We start from the raw sequence: 22,285 nt of genomic DNA, 5'->3' as shown, positions 1-22,285 counted from the left end.
GGGGACGAAAGATGTCCTTGAAAAATAAATTAAAGCGGATGAAAAACCACCTGAATGTGCCCGAAGCTGAAAAAAAGCCGGCAGCTTCACAACTTTCGATCCCGGATATTCAAGTCCCGTTTAGAGAAGAATGGGAGGCATTCGGAGTGAAGCCTTTCTTTTTTGAGGATGAATACTGTCTTATCCGCGAAACCGTCTATCCGCTTTCGCACCGCCACGGACGGTACAGCTTCAGTGAACTTGATGACGTCATGGCATTATGGAATAAAGGCGGTTTGACACATACTTTATCAGCAGAAGGATACGAAAAAAGCCAGCTGTTCTTCTTTGATACTGAAACGACCGGCCTCGGCGGCGGGGCAGGCAATATGATCTTTTTGCTCGGCCATGCAAGAGTATATGAAGACCGTGTCGCGGTTAAACAGCATCTGCTCCCTAAACCGGGAAACGAGACGGCTCTTTACAAAAGCTTTTTAAGTGAGGTTGACATTACGTCCCTTGTTACGTATAACGGAAAAGCCTTTGACTGGCCGCAGGTAAAAACCAGGCATACATTGCTGCGGGACAGGCTTCCGAAACTTCCTGACTTCGGGCACTTTGATCTTCTGCACGGGGCGAGACGGCTTTGGAAACATAAGTTAGAGCGTGTATCGCTTTCGGCGGTTGAAAATGAAGAGCTTGCTTTTAAAAGGGACGAAGACACCCCTGGGTATTTGGCGCCGATGCTGTATTTTCAATTTTTAAAGGCGGAGGACCCGGCTCTTTTAAAGGGAGTGCTCTCGCATAATGAACAAGATGTGCTTTCCCTCATCGTTCTTTACATCCATATGTCAAAAAAGATTTTTGCATCTTCTGATCAGACGTCAGAACGTCAGGAAGCATACGCCATGGCGAAATGGTTTATCGCTCATAAAGAAACCGATCGCGCCGTTTCGCAGCTGGAAGCGCTGCAAGGCAAAGCCTTTGAAGATTCGGATCGGGCCCTTTTTGACTTAGCGATGCTTTATAAAAAACAAAACCGCAGGCAAGACGCCGTGCCCCTTTGGGAGAAACTGACGGGCTCTGATCTTCACACATGCAGACACCAATCAGCGGTTGAGCTGGCGATCTATTTTGAGCATCATGCAAAAGATTACAAAAAAGCTCTGCAGGCCGCACAGCAGGCGGCAGAAGACGGGGAAATATCGGAAAAAGAAGCCGAGAAGCTCCATGTAAGAATTGCCCGGCTCAAGAGGAAATATTCCTCTTAAAATATTGCCCGGGAAAGCGCAAAAGCCGAGCTGTTTCGCCAAAAATATTTTTTTCTGAATCCGCATCGATTTTGTTGTAGAATGGTGCCGCATCTTGTAAAATAGCGTTAGTTATTTATAGGGGAGAGTTGGTATGTATAAAGGTGTTTTTTACTTGTTCTTTGTCGTGGTTTTTTTGATTGCGTTTGTATTTTCGAATTTTAAAGACAGCTTGCTGACGCACTTTTAAATTGGGTGATTGAATTAGAACATGCACCCTCTTTTCTTCATAACCTAACAGTGTAATAAAAGTTAATGGAGAGGGGATTTAGCATGTTTCATCATCATTGTTGCAGACCAAACGTGATGCCGCCGATTGTCCATCCGACTCATTGCTGTGAACACCATTGCTTTTCTAACACGGTTGTGCCGCATATTCATCCGCAACATACAACTAACGTAAATCACCACAACTTTGAGCACGTTCATTACTATCCGCACACTTTTTCAAATGTTGACCCGACAACTCACCAGCATTTTCAGTGCGGAAGCCCTTGCTGCGATCATTAGTATTGAATGCTTAAGCAAGATCGGTTAGGATATCAGCAAATCAAAATGGGGCCCGATGGGGAGCCCCATTTTTTAAGCAGGTGATCAATTGAAAGTATTAGCCGTAACGGGGTACAAGCCGTTTGAACTCGGGATTTTTAAACAGGATGACCGGGCGCTTGTTTATATAAAAAAGGCGATAGAAACCAGACTCAGAAGCTTTATTGACGAAGGCTTGGAATGGATTCTCATATCCGGACAGCTGGGGACTGAGCTTTGGGCGGCAGAAACGGCGTATGATCTCAGAGAAGAGTATCCGGAATTAAAGGTTGCCGTTATCACGCCTTTCTACGGCCAGGAGGAAAAGTGGAAGGAGCCGAATAAAGAAATGTATGAAGCGGTGCTTGCTCAGGCAGATTATGAGGAGAGCCTGACGCATCGGCCGTACGAAAGTCCTCTCCAATTCCGGCAGAAAAACGCGTTCTTTATTGAAAAGTCAGATGCGCTTTTGCTTTTATATGATCCGGAGGTGGAAGGGTCGCCGAAATATATGCTGCAGCAGGCAGAAAAACGCCGTGAAACCGACGGATATCCGATTTATTCGATTACGATGGATGATCTCCGTGCCGCCGTTGAAGAAGAAGATTTCTTTACATAACACGTCAGAGAATATTTGACAACGGGACGTGTTTCTGAATAAAATATAACATGATGATTCACGATATGAGGTGAAAAAGATGCTTGCTGATAAAGTAAAGCTTTCTGCGAAAGACATTTTGGAAAAAGAATTTAAAACAGGCGTTAGAGGTTACAGACAAGAAGACGTTGACAAATTTTTAGATATGATTATTAAGGATTATGAAACCTTTCATCAAGAAATTGAAGAACTGCAGCAGGAAAATCTGCAGCTGAAAAAACAGCTTGAAGAAGCAAGCAAAAAACAGCCAGTGCAGTCCAATACGACCAACTTTGACATTCTGAAAAGGCTGTCCAACCTTGAGAAACATGTATTCGGCAGCAAACTTTATGACGAATAAGGCAGATGCACTTGTCAAATGAGACAAGTTGCTTTATAATGAACAAGTGTTCTTAACGTTCGGGTAATCGCTGCAGATCTTTGAATCTGTAGAGGAAAGTCCATGCTCGCACGGTGCTGAGATGCCCGTAGTGTTCGTGCCTAGCGAAGAAATAAGCTAGGGCAGCCTTCATAGGCTGACGGCAGGAAAAAAGCCTACGTCTCCGGATATGGCTGAGTATCCTTGAAAGTGCCACAGTGACGAAGTCTCATCAGAAATGGTGAGAGTGGAACGCGGTAAACCCCTCGAGCGAGAAACCCAAATTTTGGTAGGGGAACCTTCTTGAAGGAACTGAACAGATAGAAGGACAGAATACTTTCTGTAGATAGATGATTGCCGCCTGAGTACGAGGTGATGAGCCGATTGCAGTACGACGGAACAAAACATGGCTTACAGAACGTTAAACATTATTGATATGACAAATTAGAGCTCTCCTTTAAAGGGGAGCTTTTATCTTGAATGAAACGAAAGCTTAAAAGAGACAGGGTGATACGATGAAGAAGTACACACTAATAGCGACGGCGCCGATGGGAATTGAAGCGATCGTCGCCAAAGAAGTGCGTGATTTAGGTTATGAATGCAAAGTAGACAACGGAAAAGTCATTTTTGAAGGAGATGCGCTTGCGATCTGCCGCGCTAACTTATGGCTGCGGACGGCTGACCGCATTAAAGTACAGGTCGCCGAGTTTCAGGCAAAAACGTTTGATGAGCTGTTTGAAAAAACAAAAGCGATTGACTGGCGCGCGTACATTCCCGAAAACGCAAAGTTCCCCGTTATCGGAAAGTCCGTGAAATCAGTGCTTGCCAGTGTGCCCGACTGCCAGCGGATCGTCAAAAAGGCGATAGCGGAAAAGCTGAAACTTCAATCAGGAAAACAAAATGAATGGATTGAAGAAACGGGACCCGAGTATAAGGTGGAGATTTCCCTTTTAAAAGATAAAGCGGTGCTTACGCTGGATTCATCAGGAACAGGCCTTCACAAACGGGGATACAGGGTTGATCAGGGCGGAGCTCCGATTAAAGAAACGCTCGCTGCCGCGTTAATTCTGTTAACCAACTGGACGCCTGACCGTCCGTTCGTCGATCCGTTCTGCGGTTCCGGCACGATCGCCATCGAAGCCGCTTTAATCGGGCAAAACATTGCTCCGGGTTTTAACCGTGATTTTGCTTCAGAAGGCTGGGAATGGATCGGAAAAGAACTGTGGGACAAGGCGCGCCTTGAAGTGGAAGAAAAGGCGAACTATGATCAGCCGCTGCAGATTTTTGCCAGTGACGTGGATCACCGGATGGTAAACATCGCCAAAGAAAACGCAGAAGAAGCGGGACTTGGGGACCTGATCGAATGCAAGCAGATGCGAGTGCAGGATTTTACGACGAAACTCGAATTCGGCGTTATCGTCGGAAACCCTCCGTACGGCGAACGGCTCGGCGAAAAAAAGGAAGTCGAGCAGATGTATAAAGAAATGGGCCGGGCATTTGAATCTCTTGATACATGGTCTGTCTACATGTTAACGTCAAATGAACAATTTGAAGAGGTCTACGGAAGAAAAGCAACAAAAAAACGGAAGCTCTTTAACGGTTTTATCAAAACGGATTATTATCAGTACTGGGCTAAAGTGCGGCCGCAGCGGAAAAAGCCGCAACAAAGAGAAGACGCCTGAAACAGCGTCTTCTCCGGCATCTTTACGTTTTATTCTGCCATTACCAGCGGTGCGCTTTTGCGTTGCTCCGTAAAATAATGTTGGTCTGGGACATTTCGGTGTGGCCGTTCACCTGCGATTTAGAGCGTTTCGGCCGCGTCCAATTGTGATGAAACAATTCAGAATGCTGATCTAATCGATCTTTATAACTCATGTAACCATCACTCCCGGATAGAATAATTTTGTGAAGATGGATATTCGATCGAATATCTGTTGTAGTTTGTGCAGGTCAGGTGCGGATCATTCAGGATGGCATGTATAGAAAGTGAAGCATCGGCATAGAATGATGATTATTTCTATTTGAGAGGTGATCTTATTTTATGCTGAACAGCGAGCACTTCAGTAAAATACAAAAGGCGTTAGACGCAACTGCTTTCCGGCTGGAGGAAGCCGGAGCGGAGTTCGGTCCTTCCGCCATGACACACGCACAGGAAGAACTTGAAAATGCGGTAAAACATACACATTCAACAGACCATCCGTTCCTATGTACACATATCATTAACCGGAAATGAGTAATGACAAAAACTTGGCGTGGCCAAGTTTTTTTGTTGTATTGAAAAGGGTTAAATGATATTATAGATGGTCTGAATGCCGAATAGTTAGGGGTTGGAGTTGGGTGACAACATCACGTTTGCCTTTTGCTTTAACAAAAGAAAAGAATTTTTACGAAGAATTGAACAATTGGATTGGTGACGTGTTTTACGATATCCTTCCCGAGAAAGGCTTTGACCTTCGGGATGAGCAGGTATTTATGGCGTTTCAGCTTGAACGGGCATTTAAAGAGAAAAAGGTCATGTTCGCTGAGGCAGGAGTCGGTACGGGGAAAACGCTGGTGTATCTGCTGTTTGCCATCAGCTATGCCAGATATACGGGTAAACCGGCCATTATCGCATGCGCCGATGAAACGTTAATTGAACAGCTTGTCAAAAAAGAAGGCGACATTTCCAAGCTGACAGAACATTTGGATCTGCAGATTGATACACGGCTGTCCAAATCCCATGAGCAGTATCTGTGTCTGAAAAAGCTTGAGAAAACGATGCAGCGTTCTGATGATGAAAAGTGGCTGGATCTTTATGAGTCGCTGCCTTCATTCGTACACGAATCACAAGCGATGCAGCGCTTTTATCCGTACGGCGACCGCAAACAGTACGCTGATTTGACAAATGAAGAGTGGGCAGGCGTCAGCTATGATTCCTTCCAAGATTGTTTAACATGTGATATGAGACATAGATGCGGTTTAACACTTTCAAGAGATCATTACAGAAAATCAACGGATCTGATTGTTTGCTCCCATGATTTCTACATGGAGCATGTATGGACGGAAGAATCACGCAAAAGGGAAGGGCAGCTGCCGCTTTTGCCGGATCACAGCGCCGTCGTGTTTGATGAAGGACATCTGCTGGAATTCGCCGCGCAAAAAGCGTTAACGTATCGTGTGAAGCAGTCGACGCTTGAGCTGTTTTTAGAGCGTCTGCTTCAAAATGACATCAGAGAGGAATTCGCCGAACTGATTGAAGATGCCCTTGCCGCAAACGATGAGTTTTTCTATGTGCTGTCAGAGGAATCGAAGGAAATCGCCGGCTCTCACCGATTGGACATCCAAAACGACCAGCGTGTTAAGCGTGCGGCTGACGAACTGTGCCGTCTGCTCGATAAAATCGGCGAGGCGCTCGTATTTGAATCGGAAATGTATACGATCGATAAGTACGAGCTGTCAGTCGTAGAAGAATACGTCGAACAAATGGCATATTCGCTGTCGCTGTATCAAAAGGATGCCATCAGCTGGCTTGAAACGCGGGATACAGACTCAACGTTTGTCGTTATGCCGAGAACTGTAGCCGAAGTTTTGGGAGAAAAGGTCTTTTCTAAAAAGATTCCTTATATCTTCTCATCGGCCACTCTTTCTGAGGGCGGTTCATTTGATTATATCGCTGACAGTCTCGGAATCCGTGATCCTTTATCATTTACCGTTGAATCTCCGTACGATTACGAGGAGCAAATGTCTGTTTCGCTTCACGGTGACATGACGTCTGAGCAGAAAACAGCCGAAACGATTGAAACCATTAAGGAGAATGAAGGACGCACTCTCGTTCTTTTCCCTTCCTTTGAAGACATGAAGGAATTTAAAGAACAGGCTGCCGCGTGGGAGCTGCCGTATCCGATTTACTACGAAGGTGACGAGGAGATCAGCAGTCTGGTCGAAAAATTCCAGCGGGATGAAGAATCCGTGCTTTGTTCCGTCCACTTATGGGAAGGTCTTGACATTCCCGGTGACTCGCTCCGGAATGTGACCATTTGGGCATTGCCGTATCCGCCTCATGATCCTGTGTTTACCGCAAAGCGAAACGGAGCGAAAAAAGATCCGTTTGAGGAAGTTGATCTGCCGTACATGCTTTTGAGAGTCCGGCAGGGAATCGGCCGCCTCATCCGTTCTAATCAGGACAGCGGAACCATATCCATTTATGCGGGCGGAGAAAGTGAACGGGTCCTGGCCGAAGTCAAAAAGGTCTTGCCTGTTACACCGAAAATCATATAAAAACAAAAGCTGCAGGAATCTTATCCTGCGGCTTTTTTAAATCCGGGAAGTTGACTTTATTACGGCGTTCCATTAGCCTGTAATTGATAGTGAAAAGGGAGGGGAACGGATATGGATTTACATACATATGAAAAAGAGTTTTTTGATCTGTTAAAAAGAGTATCCCACTATGAAGAAGCCATTGCGCTCATGCATTGGGACTCAAGAACGGGAGCCCCGAAAAAAGGTTCTGATGACCGGGCGGAAAGCATCGGGCAGCTGTCGGCTGACGTTTTTCAAATCCAGACATCCGACCGGATGAAAGAGCTGATTGACATCCTTCTCGCGCATGCAGAAGAGCTCTCTGAAGATACAGTGAAAGCTGCGGAACTTGCAAAAAAAGATTATGATCATAATAAAAAAATACCTGAAGATGAGTATAGAGAATATGTCATTTTGACATCGAAAGCGGAAACGGCTTGGGAGGAGGCAAGGGCAGCCTCTGATTTCTCTATGTTTGCTCCGTACCTTGAGAAGCTGATTGATTTTAATAAGCGGTTTATTTCGTATTGGGGCTATGAAGATCATCCATACAACGCATTGCTCGATATTTTCGAACCGGGCGTTACGGTAAAGGTGCTGGATCAGCTGTTTTCTGAATTGAAGGAAGCGATCATTCCGCTTGTCAAAAAAGTGACGGCATCCGGAAATAAACCGGACACTTCCTTTATAACGAAAACGTTTCCGAAAGAAAAACAAAGAGATCTCTCCTTGTATTTCTTAAAAGAACTTGGGTATGAGTTTGACGGCGGCCGCCTGGACGAAACGGTTCATCCGTTTATGACGACGATCAACCGCGGCGATGTGCGGGTGACGACCAGATATGACGAAAACGATTTCCGCACGGCGATTTTCGGAACGATTCATGAATGCGGGCATGCGATCTACGAGCAGAATATTGACGAAGCGCTGAGCGGAACGAACTTATCTGACGGTGCATCCATGGGAATTCATGAATCCCAATCGTTATTTTATGAAAACTTTATCGGCAGAAATCAACAATTCTGGACCGCCTATTATGAAAAAATGGTTGAGGCTTCACCTGATCAATTTCAAAATGTAAAAAGAGAGGATTTTGTACGCGCCGTAAACGAGGCGAAACCGTCCTTTATCCGAATTGAAGCCGATGAGCTGACATATCCGCTTCATATTATTATCCGTTATGAAATTGAAAAAGCGATTTTCAGCAATGAAGTGACAGTGGAAGAACTGCCGGCATTGTGGAATCAAAAATATCATGATTATTTAGGCATTACGCCGCCATCTGACGCAAAAGGCATTTTGCAGGACGTACATTGGGCGGGCGGCGATTTCGGCTATTTCCCTTCCTATGCGCTCGGATATATGTATGCGGCACAGCTGAAGCATACCATGCTTGAGGATCTGCCTGAATTTGATCAATTAATAGAACGGGGCGACTTTGAGCCGATCAAACAATGGCTGACAGAAAAGGTTCATCAACACGGAAGACGCAAAATGCCGCTTGATATCATAAAAGATGCAACGGGAGAAGAATTGAACGTTCAATATCTCATTGAGTATCTCGACGGCAAATATTCAAATTTATATTTATAAACGAAACGCCCGGCATACACCGGGCGTTTTTCTAAAAATTCTAAAAAGACGAATAATCGAAAACTAATTCTTTGTAAAAGTTCGGAAATATTCAAATTTCACTATGCAAAAGAAGTGTATCTTGTTATAATTTGATTAATATCATACGAACACTCATATAATCGCGTGGATATGGCACGCAAGTTTCTACCGGTCACCGTAAATGTCCGACTATGAGTGAGCAATGGGACGGCTTTATTCGGCTGTTACGTGTAGATCATTCGGCATTGCTTGCTCTTTTTTTGGAGAGCGGGCAATGCTTTTTTTATTTTTTATAAGCGGGGGTAATCATTGTGGAAGCATTAAAACGAAAAATAGCAGAAGACGGAATCGTTCTTTCTGATCAAGTGCTGAAAGTGGATTCTTTTTTAAACCATCAAATTGATCCGGTTCTCATGCAGCAGATCGGCCGGGAATTTGCGAGCCGTTTTGAAAAAGACGAGATAACCAAAATCGTCACAATTGAATCTTCGGGCATTGCCCCTGCGGTAATGGCCGGTCTTGAACTCGGCGTTCCCGTCATCTTTGCGAGAAAAAGGAAGTCTCTCACGTTAACGGATGATCTGCTGACGGCGTCCGTCTATTCTTTCACGAAAAAAACAGAAAGTCAGATTGCAATCTCCGGAAATCATCTCTCGAAAGAAGACCGCGTGTTAATCATTGACGACTTTTTAGCGAACGGACAGGCGGCAGAGGGGCTTTTGTCCATCGTAAAACAAGCAGGCGCAGCAGTTTGCGGGATCGGAATCGTCATTGAAAAGTCATTTCAGCCGGGAAGAGACGAGCTGGTGAAAAAAGGATGCCGGGTCGAATCACTGGCGAGAATTCAATCGCTTGAAGACGGAAAAGTGACATTTGTACAGGAGGTCCGTTCATGAAAAACGGCTATGCCAAAACACTTTCCCTCGGTATCCAGCATGTGCTTGCCATGTATGCCGGCGCCGTCGTTGTTCCTTTAATTGTAGGAGCGGCATTGGGACTGAACGCAGAACAGCTGACATATCTCGTATCAATTGACATTTTTATGTGCGGGGCGGCTACGCTGCTTCAAGTATGGAGGAATAAATGTTTCGGCATCGGCTTGCCCGTTGTGCTCGGCTGTACGTTCACCGCGGTAGCGCCGATTATTTCTATCGGTAAGGAGTACGGGATTTCAGCCATTTACGGAAGTATTTTGGCATCGGGTCTGCTTGTCATTCTGCTGTCATTTTTCTTCGGCAAGCTCGTATCCTTTTTTCCTCCTGTCGTAACCGGATCTGTCGTGACGATTATCGGGATGACCTTAATGCCGGTCGCGATGAATCATATTGCCGGCGGGGAAGGCAGCAAGGATTTCGGTGATCCGGCTAACCTTGCCCTCGGATTTACGGTGCTTGTCATCATCGTGCTGCTTTATCGGTTTACAAAAGGATTTTTGAAATCCATTTCGATTTTAATCGGCATTGTCATCGGGACGGCCATCGCTTATTTCATGGGAAAAGTGCAATTTGACAATGTGGCGAATGCTGACGCAATTCAAATGATTAAACCGTTTTATTTCGGGACGCCGACATTTCATGCGGCACCGATTATTACGATGTCCATCGTTGCCATTGTCAGCCTTGTTGAGTCAACCGGCGTCTATTTCGCTCTCGGTGACCTGACAAACCGGCGCCTGTCTGAACGTGATTTAGCAAAAGGCTACCGCGCGGAAGGTCTGGCGGTATTCATCAGCGGCATTTTCAATGCTTTTCCGTATACGGCCTATTCCCAAAACGTCGGCCTCGTGCAGCTGACGGGGATTAAGAAAAACGCGGTCATCGGTGTCACGGGCGCACTTTTAATGCTCTTCGGCCTTTTTCCGAAAATCGCAGCCTTCACGACCATCATCCCGTCTTCAGTACTGGGCGGCGCGATGGTGGCCATGTTCGGCATGGTCATTTCCTACGGCATTAAAATGCTCAGTCAAATTGACTTTAAAAAGCAGGAAAACCTTCTGATCGTCGCGTGTTCGGTCGGATTGGGACTCGGTGTAACCGTCGTTCCCGATATGTTTAAGCACCTGCCGTCTTACTTAAATCTTTTGACCACAAACGGAATCGTCGCCGGAAGCTTTACCGCCGTCCTTTTGAATATTATTTATAATATGATTCCTAAAACGAAAAAAACCCTTGATGTGACAAGGGTTCAAGAGGGGTAATCACCCGTTTTTCTTTAAAATAACATCTTATTTTATCCAGATCGAGGATGCTTCCGAAAGTTGCTGAACTTTTTGCGAGGCATTCTCTTTTTTTTATTAGTTTCATTGTTTGAAAAAAAACAAATTGGGTGATGCGGCATCCGCCTTATTTCGCCGAAAAACCGTCCCGAACTATATGTACGTGAACATATGACTAAATGTAAGAAAAAAAAGGAGAATGGGGGATCATATCGTAAACAATATCATTGCTCGCACTGTGATGACACGAAACTTGGTTGAGACATGGAATGAAATGCCTGATGCCGAAATGAAACTGCAGGATGGGCACTGAGGGGGAGTGTCTTGTGCACCGATCCTTACAAAAGAGAGTAAAAGAAGGGAAAGCCCCTTCTTCTAATTAATCCATCCTTCAAAAGTTGCGCGATAGAACCCTTCGATTATCTCTACTTTCTTAAGGTAATAAGTAACACCATTTTTAACAGTTGTATTTGGGATATCCCATCTATGAAGGTAATCCATTGTAAAAGAATCTTTGGTCGCTTGTGTCGAAATTTTTGTTTGAGTTGAGTCGCTATTTGTATTGCCAGGGCTGGATGCAAAAGCAGGGGAAGCGGAAACGAGTAAAGTGAGAGACAAGGCAGAACCAGTTAAAACTTTTTTTAATTTCATTTTAAACACTCCTTTGTTTTTGATACACTTGTATTATTACATGAAATACAAAAATAACCAAGGGGTTTTTTGTTAATATTTTGTGAGCGTAGCGTGAATTTTGTTAGGGGAGTGGATGGCAAAAGGGATACTGATAAGTATATAGAGAAAAAGAGTTGATTATTGCTGGCCTCTGGTGAACTGCAGCCTTTGAGTGAGTGTTTGCTTTAGCTATTCCAGCGCTTTTCCAACGGGAAAGGTGTGATATGAAATTTAAAACTGAAACAATTGTACAAAAGTAAAAACTTTATTTAAAATGTTATAAATACTAATTTTCAATATAGGAGGTTATCTGGTGGCAGAAAAGAAAAAAGCGTTAATCATTGTAGATGTACAAAAAGCTTTCGATGATAAAAAATGGGGAGAACGAAATAACGTAAAAGCGGAAGAAAACATTAGTAAAATACTGAAATTATGGAGAGAAAAAGGATGGACAGTCATATACATACAACATATTTCTGATAAACCTGGTTCTTTGTTTTATCCTAAGAATGAGGGGGTTGCTATAAAGGAAATCGTTAAACCTATGGATAAAGAAGTCATTATAACCAAGAAAGTAAACAGCAGCTTTATCGGGACTAATCTAGAAGAGATTTTAAAATCAAATGATATAACAACTGTCGTAATAACTGGTTTGACTACGCCCCATTGTGTTTCAACAACTACAAGAATGAGCGGTAATTTAGGGTTTGATACCTACCTGATTTCAGATGCAACAGCAGCCTTCGGAATGAAAGACCAAAATGATACATATTATGATGCCGAGACTATTCACAATATATCTCTGGCTACATTGCATGACGAATTTGCCACAATATTAACGACTGATCAATTAATCAATGATTTTATAAAAACAAACTGATTAACATTATGGGTAAGGCCGGCGGTGGGTATGGCGGCTGAAAAGCATATTCAGGCGCATACAAGGACCTCGTCGGAAAAAAGGCATCTGCTTCAGATGCTTTTTTGTTTCTTGTAAAACGGGTTTGTAAAAAATGATTGGCGCGGTTAACGGTGTGATTCGGCTTCGGTTTTGAATAACAAAAGGCTTTACTAATCAGCGAATTATTCAAGATTTTTTGGCTTGTGCTGAGTCTGGTGTCTTTTGATTTCCTCAAATAGATTGGCTTGACCCTCTATTTGAGATGGAGACTCATGGTTAAGGAATTTTGGATCGATCACATTTTTAAGATCTTTGATGGTTAAAGGCTTACAGTCATCTTTTAATTCGTAGCCTAATTGTCCATTAGCTTCTAAAGTGGCATATTTAATTGTGTTTATTTTTGAAATGCCAAGAAGCCTTAGACGCATTTCGAGTTGATCTGCTGTCAGTCTCAGCTTCTTTAAGTTTTCTATATTGAGTTGGCCGTCTTCTATAACAAATTTAGATTTTCCGGTTAAAAAAATTCAATCCAGTTTACTTTTACTTGAAACCATTCCATCTAAATCAAAGCACTAAAAAGGATAGACGCAGCGATTAATGTTTTCAATAAACTAGTTTCTAAAATGGGATGAACGATAATCGTACCGATTGAAATCATCACCATTGTCTGTGCAATGGTCATTTGTGCAATGGATTTTCTCCCTGAAATTCTCAGTAAAATCATTCCGAATGCAATTATAATTAATTCTTCCCAAGCAAATCTCATGTTATCACCCTGGATTGTGTTTTATCAAAAATAAAAGAGCAAGTAAGAGGTTTCTTAACGTTAGCTGGGGAACTCAGGCGTCGATAAAATGTTCCGGATTGATAGAGTTGAGACTCGGCTTTTGGATAGACACGCGGGAGAGAATTTTAGATTATGTGTTTTTGCGTCTAAAAGCAGAAAACAGTACGACTGATAATGATCATCGGGTGAAATGAAATTACGCACCTAGGTGCTATATGCTGGATCAATTATAAAAGGCAGTGAAACTAAAAAAAGGGGCAAAGCCCCCTTATATTAGCAGCTTTTTAGTTGTTACTTAAGACAATCATTCCGCCGTCATGAAAAATCAGCTTTTGTAGACGGCTGTCCAAGTGCCATCAGCACCATGGAAGGTGATGTTGTCTAAATAATAGGTGATTCCATTCTGGTAAATTGAAGTAGGATAATCAGGGCCAGAACCATTAAGTATGAACGTCGCCAAAGCAGATACTTCCTTCGTTTTGCTTTCTGCAGAAGGTGTATCAGCAGGACCTGCGGCAAAAGCAGGGGCGGCAGAACAGAGTAAAGCGAGTGATAGGGCTGAGCCGGCTAAAGCTTTTTTCATTTTCATTGCAAACACTCCTTTTCTTTTTTAATACAATTGTATTATTACATATTATGTTAAACATGTACATGCCTATCTTTGTTAATTTTTTGTGAACAAACAGATAATCTATTTAAACGCAGAGATGTAATAAGTATGATGATGAAGCAATTATCATCTATAAAAATAAGAACAGGAAGTGGATGATTTTCTCGAAAATCATCTGCTCTTGCGAAATGAGGAGTTACATGACATTTACGGAACGGGCGGTAGCCATTATCAAACAGATTCCTGAAGGAAAAGTGATGACGTATGGTCAAATTGCCGGTCTTGCGGGAAGTCCGCAGGGAGCGAGGCAGGTTGTGAGGATTCTTCACTCCATGAGTAAAAAGCATCGTCTTCCTTGGCACAGGGTCATCAATGCAAAGGGTGAAATCGGATTAAGAGATGAAGAGATGTTTTCTGTACAGAAGCTGTCTCTTGAAGCTGAGGGGGTAGCGGTCACCTCAGACGGACGGATCGATCTCAATTTATACGTCCATGATCCGAATATGTAAAAACCTTCCGTATATCGGCAGGTTTTTCAGTTATATGCTGCGAGCCGGCCAGAAAGGTTTTGCCGGATATAAGGCCATTCCGCCCGAAGGATGGAGTAGTAGGCGGTATCTCTGAGGCCGCCGTCGACAGCCGGAATATGCGCGCGGCGGATTCCTTCAAATTGGGCACCGATCCGCAAAATCGCAGTTCGTGAGCGCTGGTTGCGAACATCGGTTTTCAACGTCACCCTGACAGCTTGCCACGCGTCAAACGCATGGGTCAGCAACAGAAGTTTACATTCCGTATTGACACCGGTCCGCTGTACGGCAGAGGCATACCATGTGCTGCCGATCTCACACACTTCCGGGGCTGCGTCCGCCGGCCGCGTAAACACTTCCGCATCCATAAACCGCGTGCTTCCGACGATTCGGTCTGTTTCAAGACTCCGTACTGCAAATGGCAATGCAAGTCCTTTTTCATAATCGGAAAGCGCACGTTCAATATAACGCTTTGTTTCTTCGATTCCGTCAGGAACATGGGTGTAAGCGTAAGTCGTCCTATTTTCTGAAGCAGCTTCACAAAGTGCCTGAGAGTGATCAATCGTCATCGGCTCTAACTGAACGAGTGACCCTTTAAGAATGACGGGTTTCAGCATGCTTATCACAACCTTTTTTTATGAATGGATCAAGTATAGTCGAACGGTTTATCATTCAAAAGGGCCAATTTTAAATTAAAATGGCATGTCAGTGAAATCCTCGATTCAAACTTATGCATACATTCAGGAAAAAAGCGGAAACCTTTATGTGAAGAGGTGATGGGCATGGCATATGTGTTGTCGGTCGGAACGAGCATTCCGGAATATCATGTCTCGCAAGAAACGGCGGCAGATTTTGCGAGAGGGATGTTTGCCGATTCATTTAAGGATATTGACCGGCTGTTAAAAGCCTTTCAAAACGGCGAAATTGAATCAAGGCAGTTTGTCCGGCCGATTGAATGGTATAAAACGGCGCGGGGTTTTTCAGAAAAGAACCGGCTGTATACGGAAGAAACCGTTAAGCATAGTGCGGATGCGGCGCTTGATTGTTTAACAAACCCGGATTGTTTAACAAATCCCTTCCCATATGAAAAAGTGGATGCGATCTTTTTTATTTCCAGCACCGGGCTTTCGACACCCAGCATTGAAGCGAAAGTGATGAATCAGCTGCCGTTTTCTGCGAAAACAAAACGGATACCGATCTGGGGCTTAGGATGCGCGGGCGGAGCGGCCGGCCTGTCCAGGGCGTACGAATACTGCCGCGCATATCCTGAAGCATACGTGCTTGTCATCGCGGCTGAACTCTGCAGCTTAACGTTTCAGCCGAACGACAAGTCAAAAAGCAACTTAATCGGAACTTCCCTGTTTGCGGACGGAATTGCCGCAGTACTAATCGGAGGGGAAAAGGCGAACCGAAACGACGTCAAACAGCCGCTTCTTCCGCGGATATTTGCCACTCAATCGGTGATGATGCCGGATGCGGAAGATGTGATGGGCTGGGAATTCACCGACAGCGGTTTTCAAGTCATTTTTTCAAGAGATATTCCCACCCTGGTTTCACAGTGGCTGAAGGACAATGTTGATGAATTTTTATTAGAATATGGTGTCGGTCCTCACGACATTAAAACCTTTCTTGCCCATCCAGGCGGGAAAAAGGTCATTGACGCCTATTTAACGAGTCTTTCAATGGACACCGGTCAGCTTGCGGCATCTCGGAAGGTGCTGCAAAAACACGGCAACATGTCTTCCGCAACTATTTTTCACGTGATAAAAGAACAGTTGCTCCGCGGCCGGCAGAAAGAAAACGAAAAAGGGCTGATCGGCGCTCTCGGGCCGGGATTTTCGTCTGAGCTTTTGCTGTTCAGCTGGGAAAAGGGGGCTTCTTAATGTTTTGGCTGTTTATCATGCTGCTTGCGGCCCAGCGGATTGCGGAGATGATCGTGGCCCGGCGCAATGAGCAGAAGGTGAAAAAGCAAGGCGCAGTCGAATACGGAGAAGGACATTATCCCTTTCTCGTCCTGATGCACGTGCTCTTTTTTGTCTCTCTTACAGCTGAGGTGGCGGCGTTTCAAAAAACGCTTTCTCCAAGGTGGGCCGCCATTATATGTATTATTTTATTTGTACAGGGGATCAGGTATTGGGCTCTATTATCATTAGGGCGGTATTGGAATACGAAAATTCTTGTCGTGCCGGATGCGGAGCTTGTCAGAAAGGGGCCGTACAGGTGGATGAAGCACCCGAACTACGCGGTCGTCATCTTAGAATTTATTTTTCTGCCGCTGTTATACGGAGCATATTGGACACTGTTTCTCTTTTCGATTCTCAATGCCTGCATGCTCACTGTGAGGATTCGCGCCGAAGAGAAAGCGCTAGAAGAAAACACCGCAAAATAGAGATTGAAAATCATTCTCACTCATGATAAGATGTAAATATGAAAATGATTCTCATTCAAGGTGGTGCCGAAAATGACAATGTTATTTTTATTTGCAGCCGTTTGTACATACAGTGTTTTAATTGGTTTCGTATTGAAAAAAGTTTCGAATAAATCGATGTCTTCTTAAACATCTGCGGTTTTTAATGCCGCGGGTGTTTTTTTTATCAGCTGCCGATATCGGCGGCTTTTTTACGTTTCCTGAAGAAAAGTAGGCCATTCTTGTGTAAAATGGGGGAGAGGTTTTTTTCAGAGCTTTCTAAAAATGAAAACGTCATTTGATGCGACAGACACAAAGGGGTAAAGACACATGACAGAAGAAGAACGCCATAACAGGGAGATTTTCAGCAGAACGGGTGCCTTATACGCACAATTTTTGGATCATCAGGATGAAAAACGGGCCGATCAGCTCGCAGCCATTATGAAAAAAGCGGCTGATGAAGAGGTTTATATCGCGTTTACCGGGCATTATTCGGCCGGAAAGTCCTCTTTATTAAACACATTGCTCGGTGAAGACATACTGCCGACAAGCCCGATTCCCACAAGCGCCAACCTCGTTGTCATCCGCCACGGTGAAGATAAAGTCGTGCTTCATACGACGGACGGGGCTTATGCAGAAATTAAAGGAAGTTACGATAAAAAACAAGTGCAGCAATTCTGTAAAGACGGTGAGCAAATTGAAACGGTGGAAGTCTATGCCGGCTTTAAGGAGTCAGAGCCTTATGCGGCCTACATTGACACACCGGGAATTGATTCGACGGACGAAGCGCATTTTTTATCGGCGGCTTCGGTTCTCCATCAGGCTGACGCTTTATTTTACGTCGTTCATTATAATCACGTTCATTCAGAAGAAAATATGCTGTTTCTCAGCTCCATCAAAGACCGTATTCCGAATTTGTTTCTGATCGTCAACCAAATTGACAGGCATGATGAAACCGAAACGAAGTTTGAAGAGTACCGCAGGCAGGTGGAAGATATGCTTGAAGGCTCGGGAATACCGAAAGAATCGCTTTTCTTTACGTCTGTCACTGAGTCTGACCATCCTTTAAACGGCATGGAACAGCTGAAAAAACATCTGCAGAAGCTGAAACAGCAGGCAAAATCAAATTTATGGTCCTTAACGGAGAGAAAAGTCGCACACTTAGTCAAAGAGCATACAGAGATGCTCGTAAAAGAAGATAAAAACGGCAGCGGAGAGCAGTTTGACAAACAAGAAGCACTTGTCCGTTCTGTTGAAGATGAGCTTAAAAAAGCCGTTCAACAGGCTGAAACAGCAGAGAAAGACATCAGAAAAGACGTGCAGAACATATTGCAGAACGCTAATCTGACACCTTTTGAGATGAGGGAGCTTGCATCTGCTTATATTGAATCACAGCAGCCCTCATTTAAAACCGGATTATTCTTTTCAAAAGCGAAAACGGCTCAGGAGAAAGAGAGAAGGCATGCTGAATTTTTTGCCGATATTAAAAAAAGAACGGAAGGGGAAGCGGATTGGCATATTATCGACACATTTACGAAAGCGGCCAAGCGGTATGAAGCGGATTCGGACGAACTGATCAAGAAAATCCAGGCGTACCGCACACCGCTTTCTGATGATATCACCGCTCAGGCCATTAAGCAGGGAGCGGCCTTTTCATCTGAATACGTATTAACTTATACGAAAGACCTCGCTGAGATGATCAGAAGGGAAGCCAAAAGACAAACAGCGGAACTCATTGAGGAGCTGACCGCTTATGTTCAGGCAAAAAACGGACCGCTCATTGAGAACTTGAAAAACCGGCTCGAAAAAGAAAAGAAGATAAGGGATGAGCTCGCGCAATCGGCAAAAGAAGAACGCAATGCCTTGGAAAAAGCAGCCCGGGTCCGCGCTTTGTGGGAAGAAGAATTGACCTGTGATACGGGAAGCGGCGACTGGTATACGCGAAAAAAACGTCTTGCAAAAGCGCCCGTCCAAATAGAGAAACCAAAAGAGACTGTACAGTATGAAGTAAACAAGCCCGAAAAAAATGCGATGAAGGAACTTCCTATAAAAGAGCAGAATGATCGATTCTATGAGCTTGCCGGGATTCTTGAATCCTCGAGCATATTAGGAAAACAGGCAGAAGCCTTTCGAAGCAGGATTGAGCGGCTTGAAAACCGCCAGTTTACCTTGGCGTTATTCGGCGGATTCAGTTCCGGTAAATCATCATTTGCAAATGCGCTTGTCGGTGAATACGTGCTTCCGTCATCACCGACGCCCACAACGGCTACGATCAACAAAATAACGAAACCGCAAGCCGGCAAACCGCATAAATCTGCGGAGATCGTTTTTAAAACGGAGGAGGAGCTGGACGCTGAAATGCTTCAGCTGACTGAGCTGAAAGACGCTGATGTAAAGGGACATTCACTGAAAGAGAGATGGAATTATGCCATTAAAAAGGGAAAAGTTCCGGATGAACTTATCCCGGTGATTCAGACGATGCTGCAGGCGTTTGATTCGTATGAAGAACAGATCCGTCAAAGGCTGACACTGACGGTGCCGGTTGAAGATTTAAAACCGTATGCAGCGGAAGAAAAAACGGCCTGCTGCGTAAAAGAAGTCACCGTGTATTATGATTCGCCTCTCACGCAAAAAGGCATCACCATTGTTGATACGCCGGGAGCAAGCAGTATAAACAAGCGCCATACGGAACTTGCCTTTCAATATATAAAAGATGCTGACGCGTTCTTTTATATGACGTACTATCAGCATTCTTTTTCAAAAGGAGACAGGTCTTTTCTGAAGAAACTCGGCCTCGTCAAAGAATCATTCGGCATGGATAAAATGTTTTTTGTCATTAACGCCGCAGATCTGGCCAAAACCGAAAGCGAGCTGGAAACCGTCAAAGACTATGTCCGCTCAGAACTCTCAAAAGAGGGAATTAACCGGCCGAAATTATATCATGTCTCAAGTAAAGAAGAGCTTGCGGGTAAAAAAGCAGCTTTTTATAACAGGTTCTCTGATGTAAGAACCGGGCTTGAGCACTTTATTGAGGAAGATGTAATGAGGGCAAGCTGCGCCCAGCTGAAAACAGAGGCCGACAAATTGTGCGATATGGTGGAACAGCTTCACGAATCTCTTCACCAGTCGGCAGAAGAAAAAGAGAAAAAGAAAAAGCGTCTGGAGTCTTCCTATGAAAAAGCTCTCGCTGACATTTCAAAGCGCCGTACGTCTGAGGTCATCATTCGAAAAGTGATGAAAGATACGGAAGAGCAGCTCTATCACATTAAACATCGCCTGACGTTTTATGCGAATGATATGCTGAAAACCGCCTTCCATCCGGGTCTTCAAAACGGTGATTGGAAACAAAATATATCAGCGGCGCTGAATGAAGCGCTCAAGGAATTCCGTTTTGAATATATTCAAGAGCTGAAAACGCTCGATATCCGGATGACCGGTTTTATTGAGCGTCATATGACTGAGGAATGGATGGAAAACTGTCAGAAGAAGCTTATGGAAGACGGAGATTTCTCTATTTATGTGAGCGCCGAAAACGAATTTGCCGTTCAGCTGAAAGAGGTCGCTCCGGTCATTGACGTCTCGGCATTCACACATCACATAAAAGAAGTTAAATCGCCGAAGCAGTTTTTTGAACAGAACGGAAAAGCAGCGTTTGTGGAAGGGCTCAGGCTCAGCCTGCAAAAAGTGACAGAAAAGTGGCTTGAGCAGGAGAAAGAAAGCCTTTCAGAGCGATATACTGAGCAGGTGCGCCGTCTGCAAGAAGACATGGCGGATAAAAGCCTGTCCCAGATCCACGAGCAGCGGGACACTTATTTACAAGGTCTTGCGGAAAATACGAGTGCAAGGGAAATTGAACACCTTTACGAAGCCGAAAAAGCATGGAAAAAGAAAGATGAAATGCTGAAAATTTAAAAATCCGGTTGGCGGGCAGATAACAGTCATGGTAGACTAAAATGAAAAAAGCGAGATGAAACCTTTTATGTCAGAAGTCCATAAAGCAATTTCAGCACATTCCGCAAAACAGCATCAGCACGTCAAAACATTTGTACAGCTTGACTATGAGCGTGAACAGGCCATTGAAGAAGCCATTGTAAAATGCAGACAGAATGAACCGTTCACGACAGATGCCATCAATGGCATCACCGCAAAAATGAACCAGCTGGCGAAAAAGGGCATCGTGCCGCAAAGACGATTCGTAAGTGAAGAGATGGTGAAAGAATTCGTCAGCAGACAGTAATGGATGAACCTGCCGCGTGTGTCATCAGCGCTTGCTGTACATACTATCCGTATCTTCTCTAAAGGGGGATATGACCATGGGCAGAACAAAACTGGGAAACAGAAATGCTCAGCAGAATAACAATGCCAAAAAGAAAAACGGTTTCGGACAGAAATTTGATTCCTATGCCGGCCGTGAAGCTGAAAAGCTGATGGCAAGCAATAAAAGACACGGTGAGTAACGTGAGGGCAGCATCTTCCAAATGGGGGGATGCTGTTTTTTTACCGCCTTCTTTGGTAAAATAGGAACATTGAATAAAAAAAGGAGTTTCGATATATGAATAACAAATTACTGCTCGTTGACGGCATGGCGCTTTTGTTCCGCTCGTTTTTCGCGACGGCCGTTCATCGCAATTTTATGATAAATGAAAACGGAATCCCGACAAACGGCGTCAACGGTTTTTTAAAGCATCTCATCACGGCGGTTGATACGTTTCAGCCCACACATGTCGTCTGCTGCTGGGATATGGGGAGCAAAACGTACCGCAATGATTTGTTTCAAGATTATAAGGCCAACAGAAGCGAACCGCCGCTTGAGCTGATTCCGCAATTTGATTTAGCGAAAGAAGCAGCGCGAGAGCTCGGGTTTTTAAACATCGGCATAAAAGGCTATGAGGCGGATGACTGTATCGGTACGCTTTCTGCCCTATTTGCCGGGGAAGCGGAAATTACGATTGTAACGGGCGATAAAGATCTGCTTCAATTGCTGAATGAACAAGTTCAAGTAGCGCTGCTGCAAAAGGGTATCGGCAATTATAAGGTATATACAGATGAGATATTCAGAGAAGAAACGGGGGTTCCGCCAAAAGCGCTGATTGACATTAAGGCGCTGATGGGAGACACAAGCGATAACTATCCCGGCGTTAAAGGGATCGGGGAAAAAACGGCGTACAAGCTGATCCGTGAATACGAAAACATAGAACGGTTATTAGAAAGCCTCGCTCTCTTGCCGAAGGGCCAGCAAACGAAAATTCAGCAAAGCTTGAAAGAATTGGAGCTGTCAAGGCAGCTTGCTGAAATACATTGCGAGGTGCCGTTAGTCTGTACGCTTGAAGAAGCACTTTTTTCATTGAAGATGGAAGAAGCATCCTTAATGCTCAGACGCCATCAGATAAAAGGAATTGAAAGAATGCTCGAAAAGCTGAACGCCAGAGAGATCAGCTGAT

At 44.3% G+C, this 22,285-nt stretch carries 23 protein-coding genes, 1 other RNA gene, 2 pseudogenes and 1 riboswitch; of the genes and pseudogenes, 21 read left to right on the top strand and 5 right to left on the bottom strand.

The genetic code is table 11. The features are described 5' to 3' along the window. Positions 1 to 11: 11 nt before the first annotated feature. The 7 genes and pseudogenes from ACWJJX_RS11035 to ACWJJX_RS11005 all read left to right on the top strand — a co-directional run bounded on the left by ACWJJX_RS11035 (position 12) and on the right by ACWJJX_RS11005 (position 4,515). Entirely contained in the window at positions 12 to 1,250 is a 1,239-nt protein-coding gene (locus ACWJJX_RS11035) for a ribonuclease H-like domain-containing protein (protein WP_076851381.1), read from the top strand. Between the two features lie 121 nt (positions 1,251 to 1,371). After that, positions 1,372 to 1,479 (top strand): annotated as a pseudogene (locus ACWJJX_RS11030) (hypothetical protein); the annotation flags it as partial. An 83-nt stretch (positions 1,480 to 1,562) separates the two neighbouring features. Next, positions 1,563 to 1,799: a spore coat protein CotD gene (gene cotD, locus ACWJJX_RS11025; protein WP_003153539.1), complete on the top strand. Its 237-nt coding sequence runs from the start codon at positions 1,563 to 1,565 to the stop codon at positions 1,797 to 1,799. Between the two features lie 88 nt (positions 1,800 to 1,887). After that, positions 1,888 to 2,436, top strand: coding sequence for a DUF1273 domain-containing protein (locus tag ACWJJX_RS11020; RefSeq protein WP_014305282.1), 549 nt, complete (start codon positions 1,888 to 1,890; stop codon positions 2,434 to 2,436). A 79-nt stretch (positions 2,437 to 2,515) separates the two neighbouring features. Further along, a complete protein-coding gene (gene gpsB, locus ACWJJX_RS11015; RefSeq protein ID WP_003153541.1) occupies positions 2,516 to 2,815 on the top strand; it encodes a cell division regulator GpsB in 300 nt (99 codons plus the stop codon). Positions 2,816 to 2,870: 55 nt separating this feature from the next. Then, positions 2,871 to 3,252, top strand: an RNA gene (gene rnpB, locus ACWJJX_RS11010) — RNase P RNA component class B. A gap of 96 nt (positions 3,253 to 3,348) precedes the next feature. After that, positions 3,349 to 4,515: a THUMP domain-containing class I SAM-dependent RNA methyltransferase gene (locus tag ACWJJX_RS11005; protein ID WP_146277064.1), complete on the top strand. Its 1,167-nt coding sequence runs from the start codon at positions 3,349 to 3,351 to the stop codon at positions 4,513 to 4,515. A gap of 40 nt (positions 4,516 to 4,555) precedes the next feature. On the opposite strand, the gene ACWJJX_RS11000 is transcribed toward ACWJJX_RS11005, so the two are convergent. Next, entirely contained in the window at positions 4,556 to 4,708 is a 153-nt protein-coding gene (locus ACWJJX_RS11000) for a YpzG family protein (protein ID WP_003153548.1), read from the bottom strand. A gap of 166 nt (positions 4,709 to 4,874) precedes the next feature. On the opposite strand from ACWJJX_RS11000, the gene ACWJJX_RS10995 reads away from it, so the two are divergent. The 5 genes from ACWJJX_RS10995 (at position 4,875) to pbuX (ending at position 10,922) form a co-directional block, all read left to right on the top strand. Next, positions 4,875 to 5,066 carry a hypothetical protein gene (locus ACWJJX_RS10995; protein WP_003153550.1) on the top strand — a complete coding sequence of 64 codons (192 nt, stop codon included), beginning with the start codon at positions 4,875 to 4,877 and terminating at the stop codon, positions 5,064 to 5,066. 104 nt (positions 5,067 to 5,170) lie between these two features. Next, the gene (locus ACWJJX_RS10990; protein ID WP_167860233.1) at positions 5,171 to 7,090 is read left to right on the top strand and encodes an ATP-dependent DNA helicase; all 1,920 of its coding nucleotides are present in this window, start codon (positions 5,171 to 5,173) and stop codon (positions 7,088 to 7,090) included. A 111-nt stretch (positions 7,091 to 7,201) separates the two neighbouring features. After that, positions 7,202 to 8,704, top strand: a complete 1,503-nt coding sequence (locus tag ACWJJX_RS10985; RefSeq protein WP_317461223.1) for a carboxypeptidase M32 — start codon at positions 7,202 to 7,204, stop codon at positions 8,702 to 8,704. Positions 8,705 to 8,837: 133 nt separating this feature from the next. Beyond that, positions 8,838 to 8,937, top strand: a riboswitch (purine riboswitch). A 99-nt stretch (positions 8,938 to 9,036) separates the two neighbouring features. Then, complete coding sequence (gene xpt, locus ACWJJX_RS10980; RefSeq protein ID WP_070082008.1) at positions 9,037 to 9,621, top strand: xanthine phosphoribosyltransferase; 585 nt, start codon at positions 9,037 to 9,039, stop codon at positions 9,619 to 9,621. Further along, positions 9,618 to 10,922, top strand: coding sequence for a xanthine permease PbuX (gene pbuX / locus ACWJJX_RS10975; protein WP_012117824.1), 1,305 nt, complete (start codon positions 9,618 to 9,620; stop codon positions 10,920 to 10,922). The genes xpt and pbuX overlap by 4 nt, the downstream gene beginning before the upstream one ends. Before the next feature lie 393 nt (positions 10,923 to 11,315). Here pbuX and ACWJJX_RS10970 read toward each other — a convergent pair whose 3' ends face one another. Then, complete coding sequence (locus ACWJJX_RS10970) at positions 11,316 to 11,591, bottom strand: hypothetical protein (protein WP_060674168.1); 276 nt, start codon at positions 11,589 to 11,591, stop codon at positions 11,316 to 11,318. A 334-nt stretch (positions 11,592 to 11,925) separates the two neighbouring features. Here ACWJJX_RS10970 and ACWJJX_RS10965 point away from each other — a divergent pair, with 334 nt between their 5' ends. Continuing rightward, entirely contained in the window at positions 11,926 to 12,492 is a 567-nt protein-coding gene (locus ACWJJX_RS10965) for a cysteine hydrolase family protein (protein WP_003153556.1), read from the top strand. Positions 12,493 to 12,695: 203 nt separating this feature from the next. Here the strand turns inward: ACWJJX_RS10965 and ACWJJX_RS10960 are convergent. Then, a pseudogene (locus ACWJJX_RS10960) lies at positions 12,696 to 13,279 on the bottom strand (DUF421 domain-containing protein). 346 nt (positions 13,280 to 13,625) lie between these two features. Next, positions 13,626 to 13,889, bottom strand: a complete 264-nt coding sequence (locus ACWJJX_RS10955) for a hypothetical protein (RefSeq protein WP_031378986.1) — start codon at positions 13,887 to 13,889, stop codon at positions 13,626 to 13,628. A 221-nt stretch (positions 13,890 to 14,110) separates the two neighbouring features. Between ACWJJX_RS10955 and ACWJJX_RS10950 the strand changes: the two genes are divergently transcribed. Beyond that, the gene (locus ACWJJX_RS10950; RefSeq protein WP_146284443.1) at positions 14,111 to 14,419 is read left to right on the top strand and encodes an MGMT family protein; all 309 of its coding nucleotides are present in this window, start codon (positions 14,111 to 14,113) and stop codon (positions 14,417 to 14,419) included. A gap of 26 nt (positions 14,420 to 14,445) precedes the next feature. Here the strand turns inward: ACWJJX_RS10950 and ACWJJX_RS10945 are convergent, their stop codons facing one another. Further along, the gene (locus ACWJJX_RS10945; RefSeq protein ID WP_182068923.1) at positions 14,446 to 15,054 is read right to left on the bottom strand and encodes a GNAT family N-acetyltransferase; all 609 of its coding nucleotides are present in this window, start codon (positions 15,052 to 15,054) and stop codon (positions 14,446 to 14,448) included. Between the two features lie 165 nt (positions 15,055 to 15,219). On the opposite strand from ACWJJX_RS10945, the gene ACWJJX_RS10940 reads away from it, so the two are divergent. From ACWJJX_RS10940 to ACWJJX_RS10910, 7 genes are all read left to right on the top strand, one after another. Then, complete coding sequence (locus tag ACWJJX_RS10940) at positions 15,220 to 16,320, top strand: type III polyketide synthase (protein WP_454022978.1); 1,101 nt, start codon at positions 15,220 to 15,222, stop codon at positions 16,318 to 16,320. Continuing rightward, positions 16,320 to 16,826, top strand: a complete 507-nt coding sequence (locus ACWJJX_RS10935; RefSeq protein ID WP_003153565.1) for an isoprenylcysteine carboxyl methyltransferase family protein — start codon at positions 16,320 to 16,322, stop codon at positions 16,824 to 16,826. The genes ACWJJX_RS10940 and ACWJJX_RS10935 overlap by 1 nt, the downstream gene beginning before the upstream one ends. A gap of 72 nt (positions 16,827 to 16,898) precedes the next feature. Then, positions 16,899 to 16,994, top strand: a complete 96-nt coding sequence (gene fbpC / locus ACWJJX_RS10930; RefSeq protein ID WP_025284905.1) for a Fur-regulated basic protein FbpC — start codon at positions 16,899 to 16,901, stop codon at positions 16,992 to 16,994. A gap of 180 nt (positions 16,995 to 17,174) precedes the next feature. Further along, entirely contained in the window at positions 17,175 to 20,756 is a 3,582-nt protein-coding gene (locus ACWJJX_RS10925; protein ID WP_454022977.1) for a dynamin family protein, read from the top strand. Between the two features lie 67 nt (positions 20,757 to 20,823). Then, positions 20,824 to 21,081, top strand: a complete 258-nt coding sequence (locus ACWJJX_RS10920) for a YpbS family protein (protein ID WP_031378990.1) — start codon at positions 20,824 to 20,826, stop codon at positions 21,079 to 21,081. A 76-nt stretch (positions 21,082 to 21,157) separates the two neighbouring features. Continuing rightward, the gene (locus ACWJJX_RS10915; RefSeq protein ID WP_003153570.1) at positions 21,158 to 21,301 is read left to right on the top strand and encodes a hypothetical protein; all 144 of its coding nucleotides are present in this window, start codon (positions 21,158 to 21,160) and stop codon (positions 21,299 to 21,301) included. Between the two features lie 95 nt (positions 21,302 to 21,396). Next, a complete protein-coding gene (locus ACWJJX_RS10910; protein ID WP_070082003.1) occupies positions 21,397 to 22,284 on the top strand; it encodes a 5'-3' exonuclease in 888 nt (295 codons plus the stop codon). Position 22,285 lies beyond the last annotated feature (1 nt).

Source organism: Bacillus sp. YH3-2-B2 (assembly GCF_053663335.1).
Note: the sequence above shows the minus strand (reverse complement) of the source record. Positions and strands in the feature narration are given on the sequence as shown.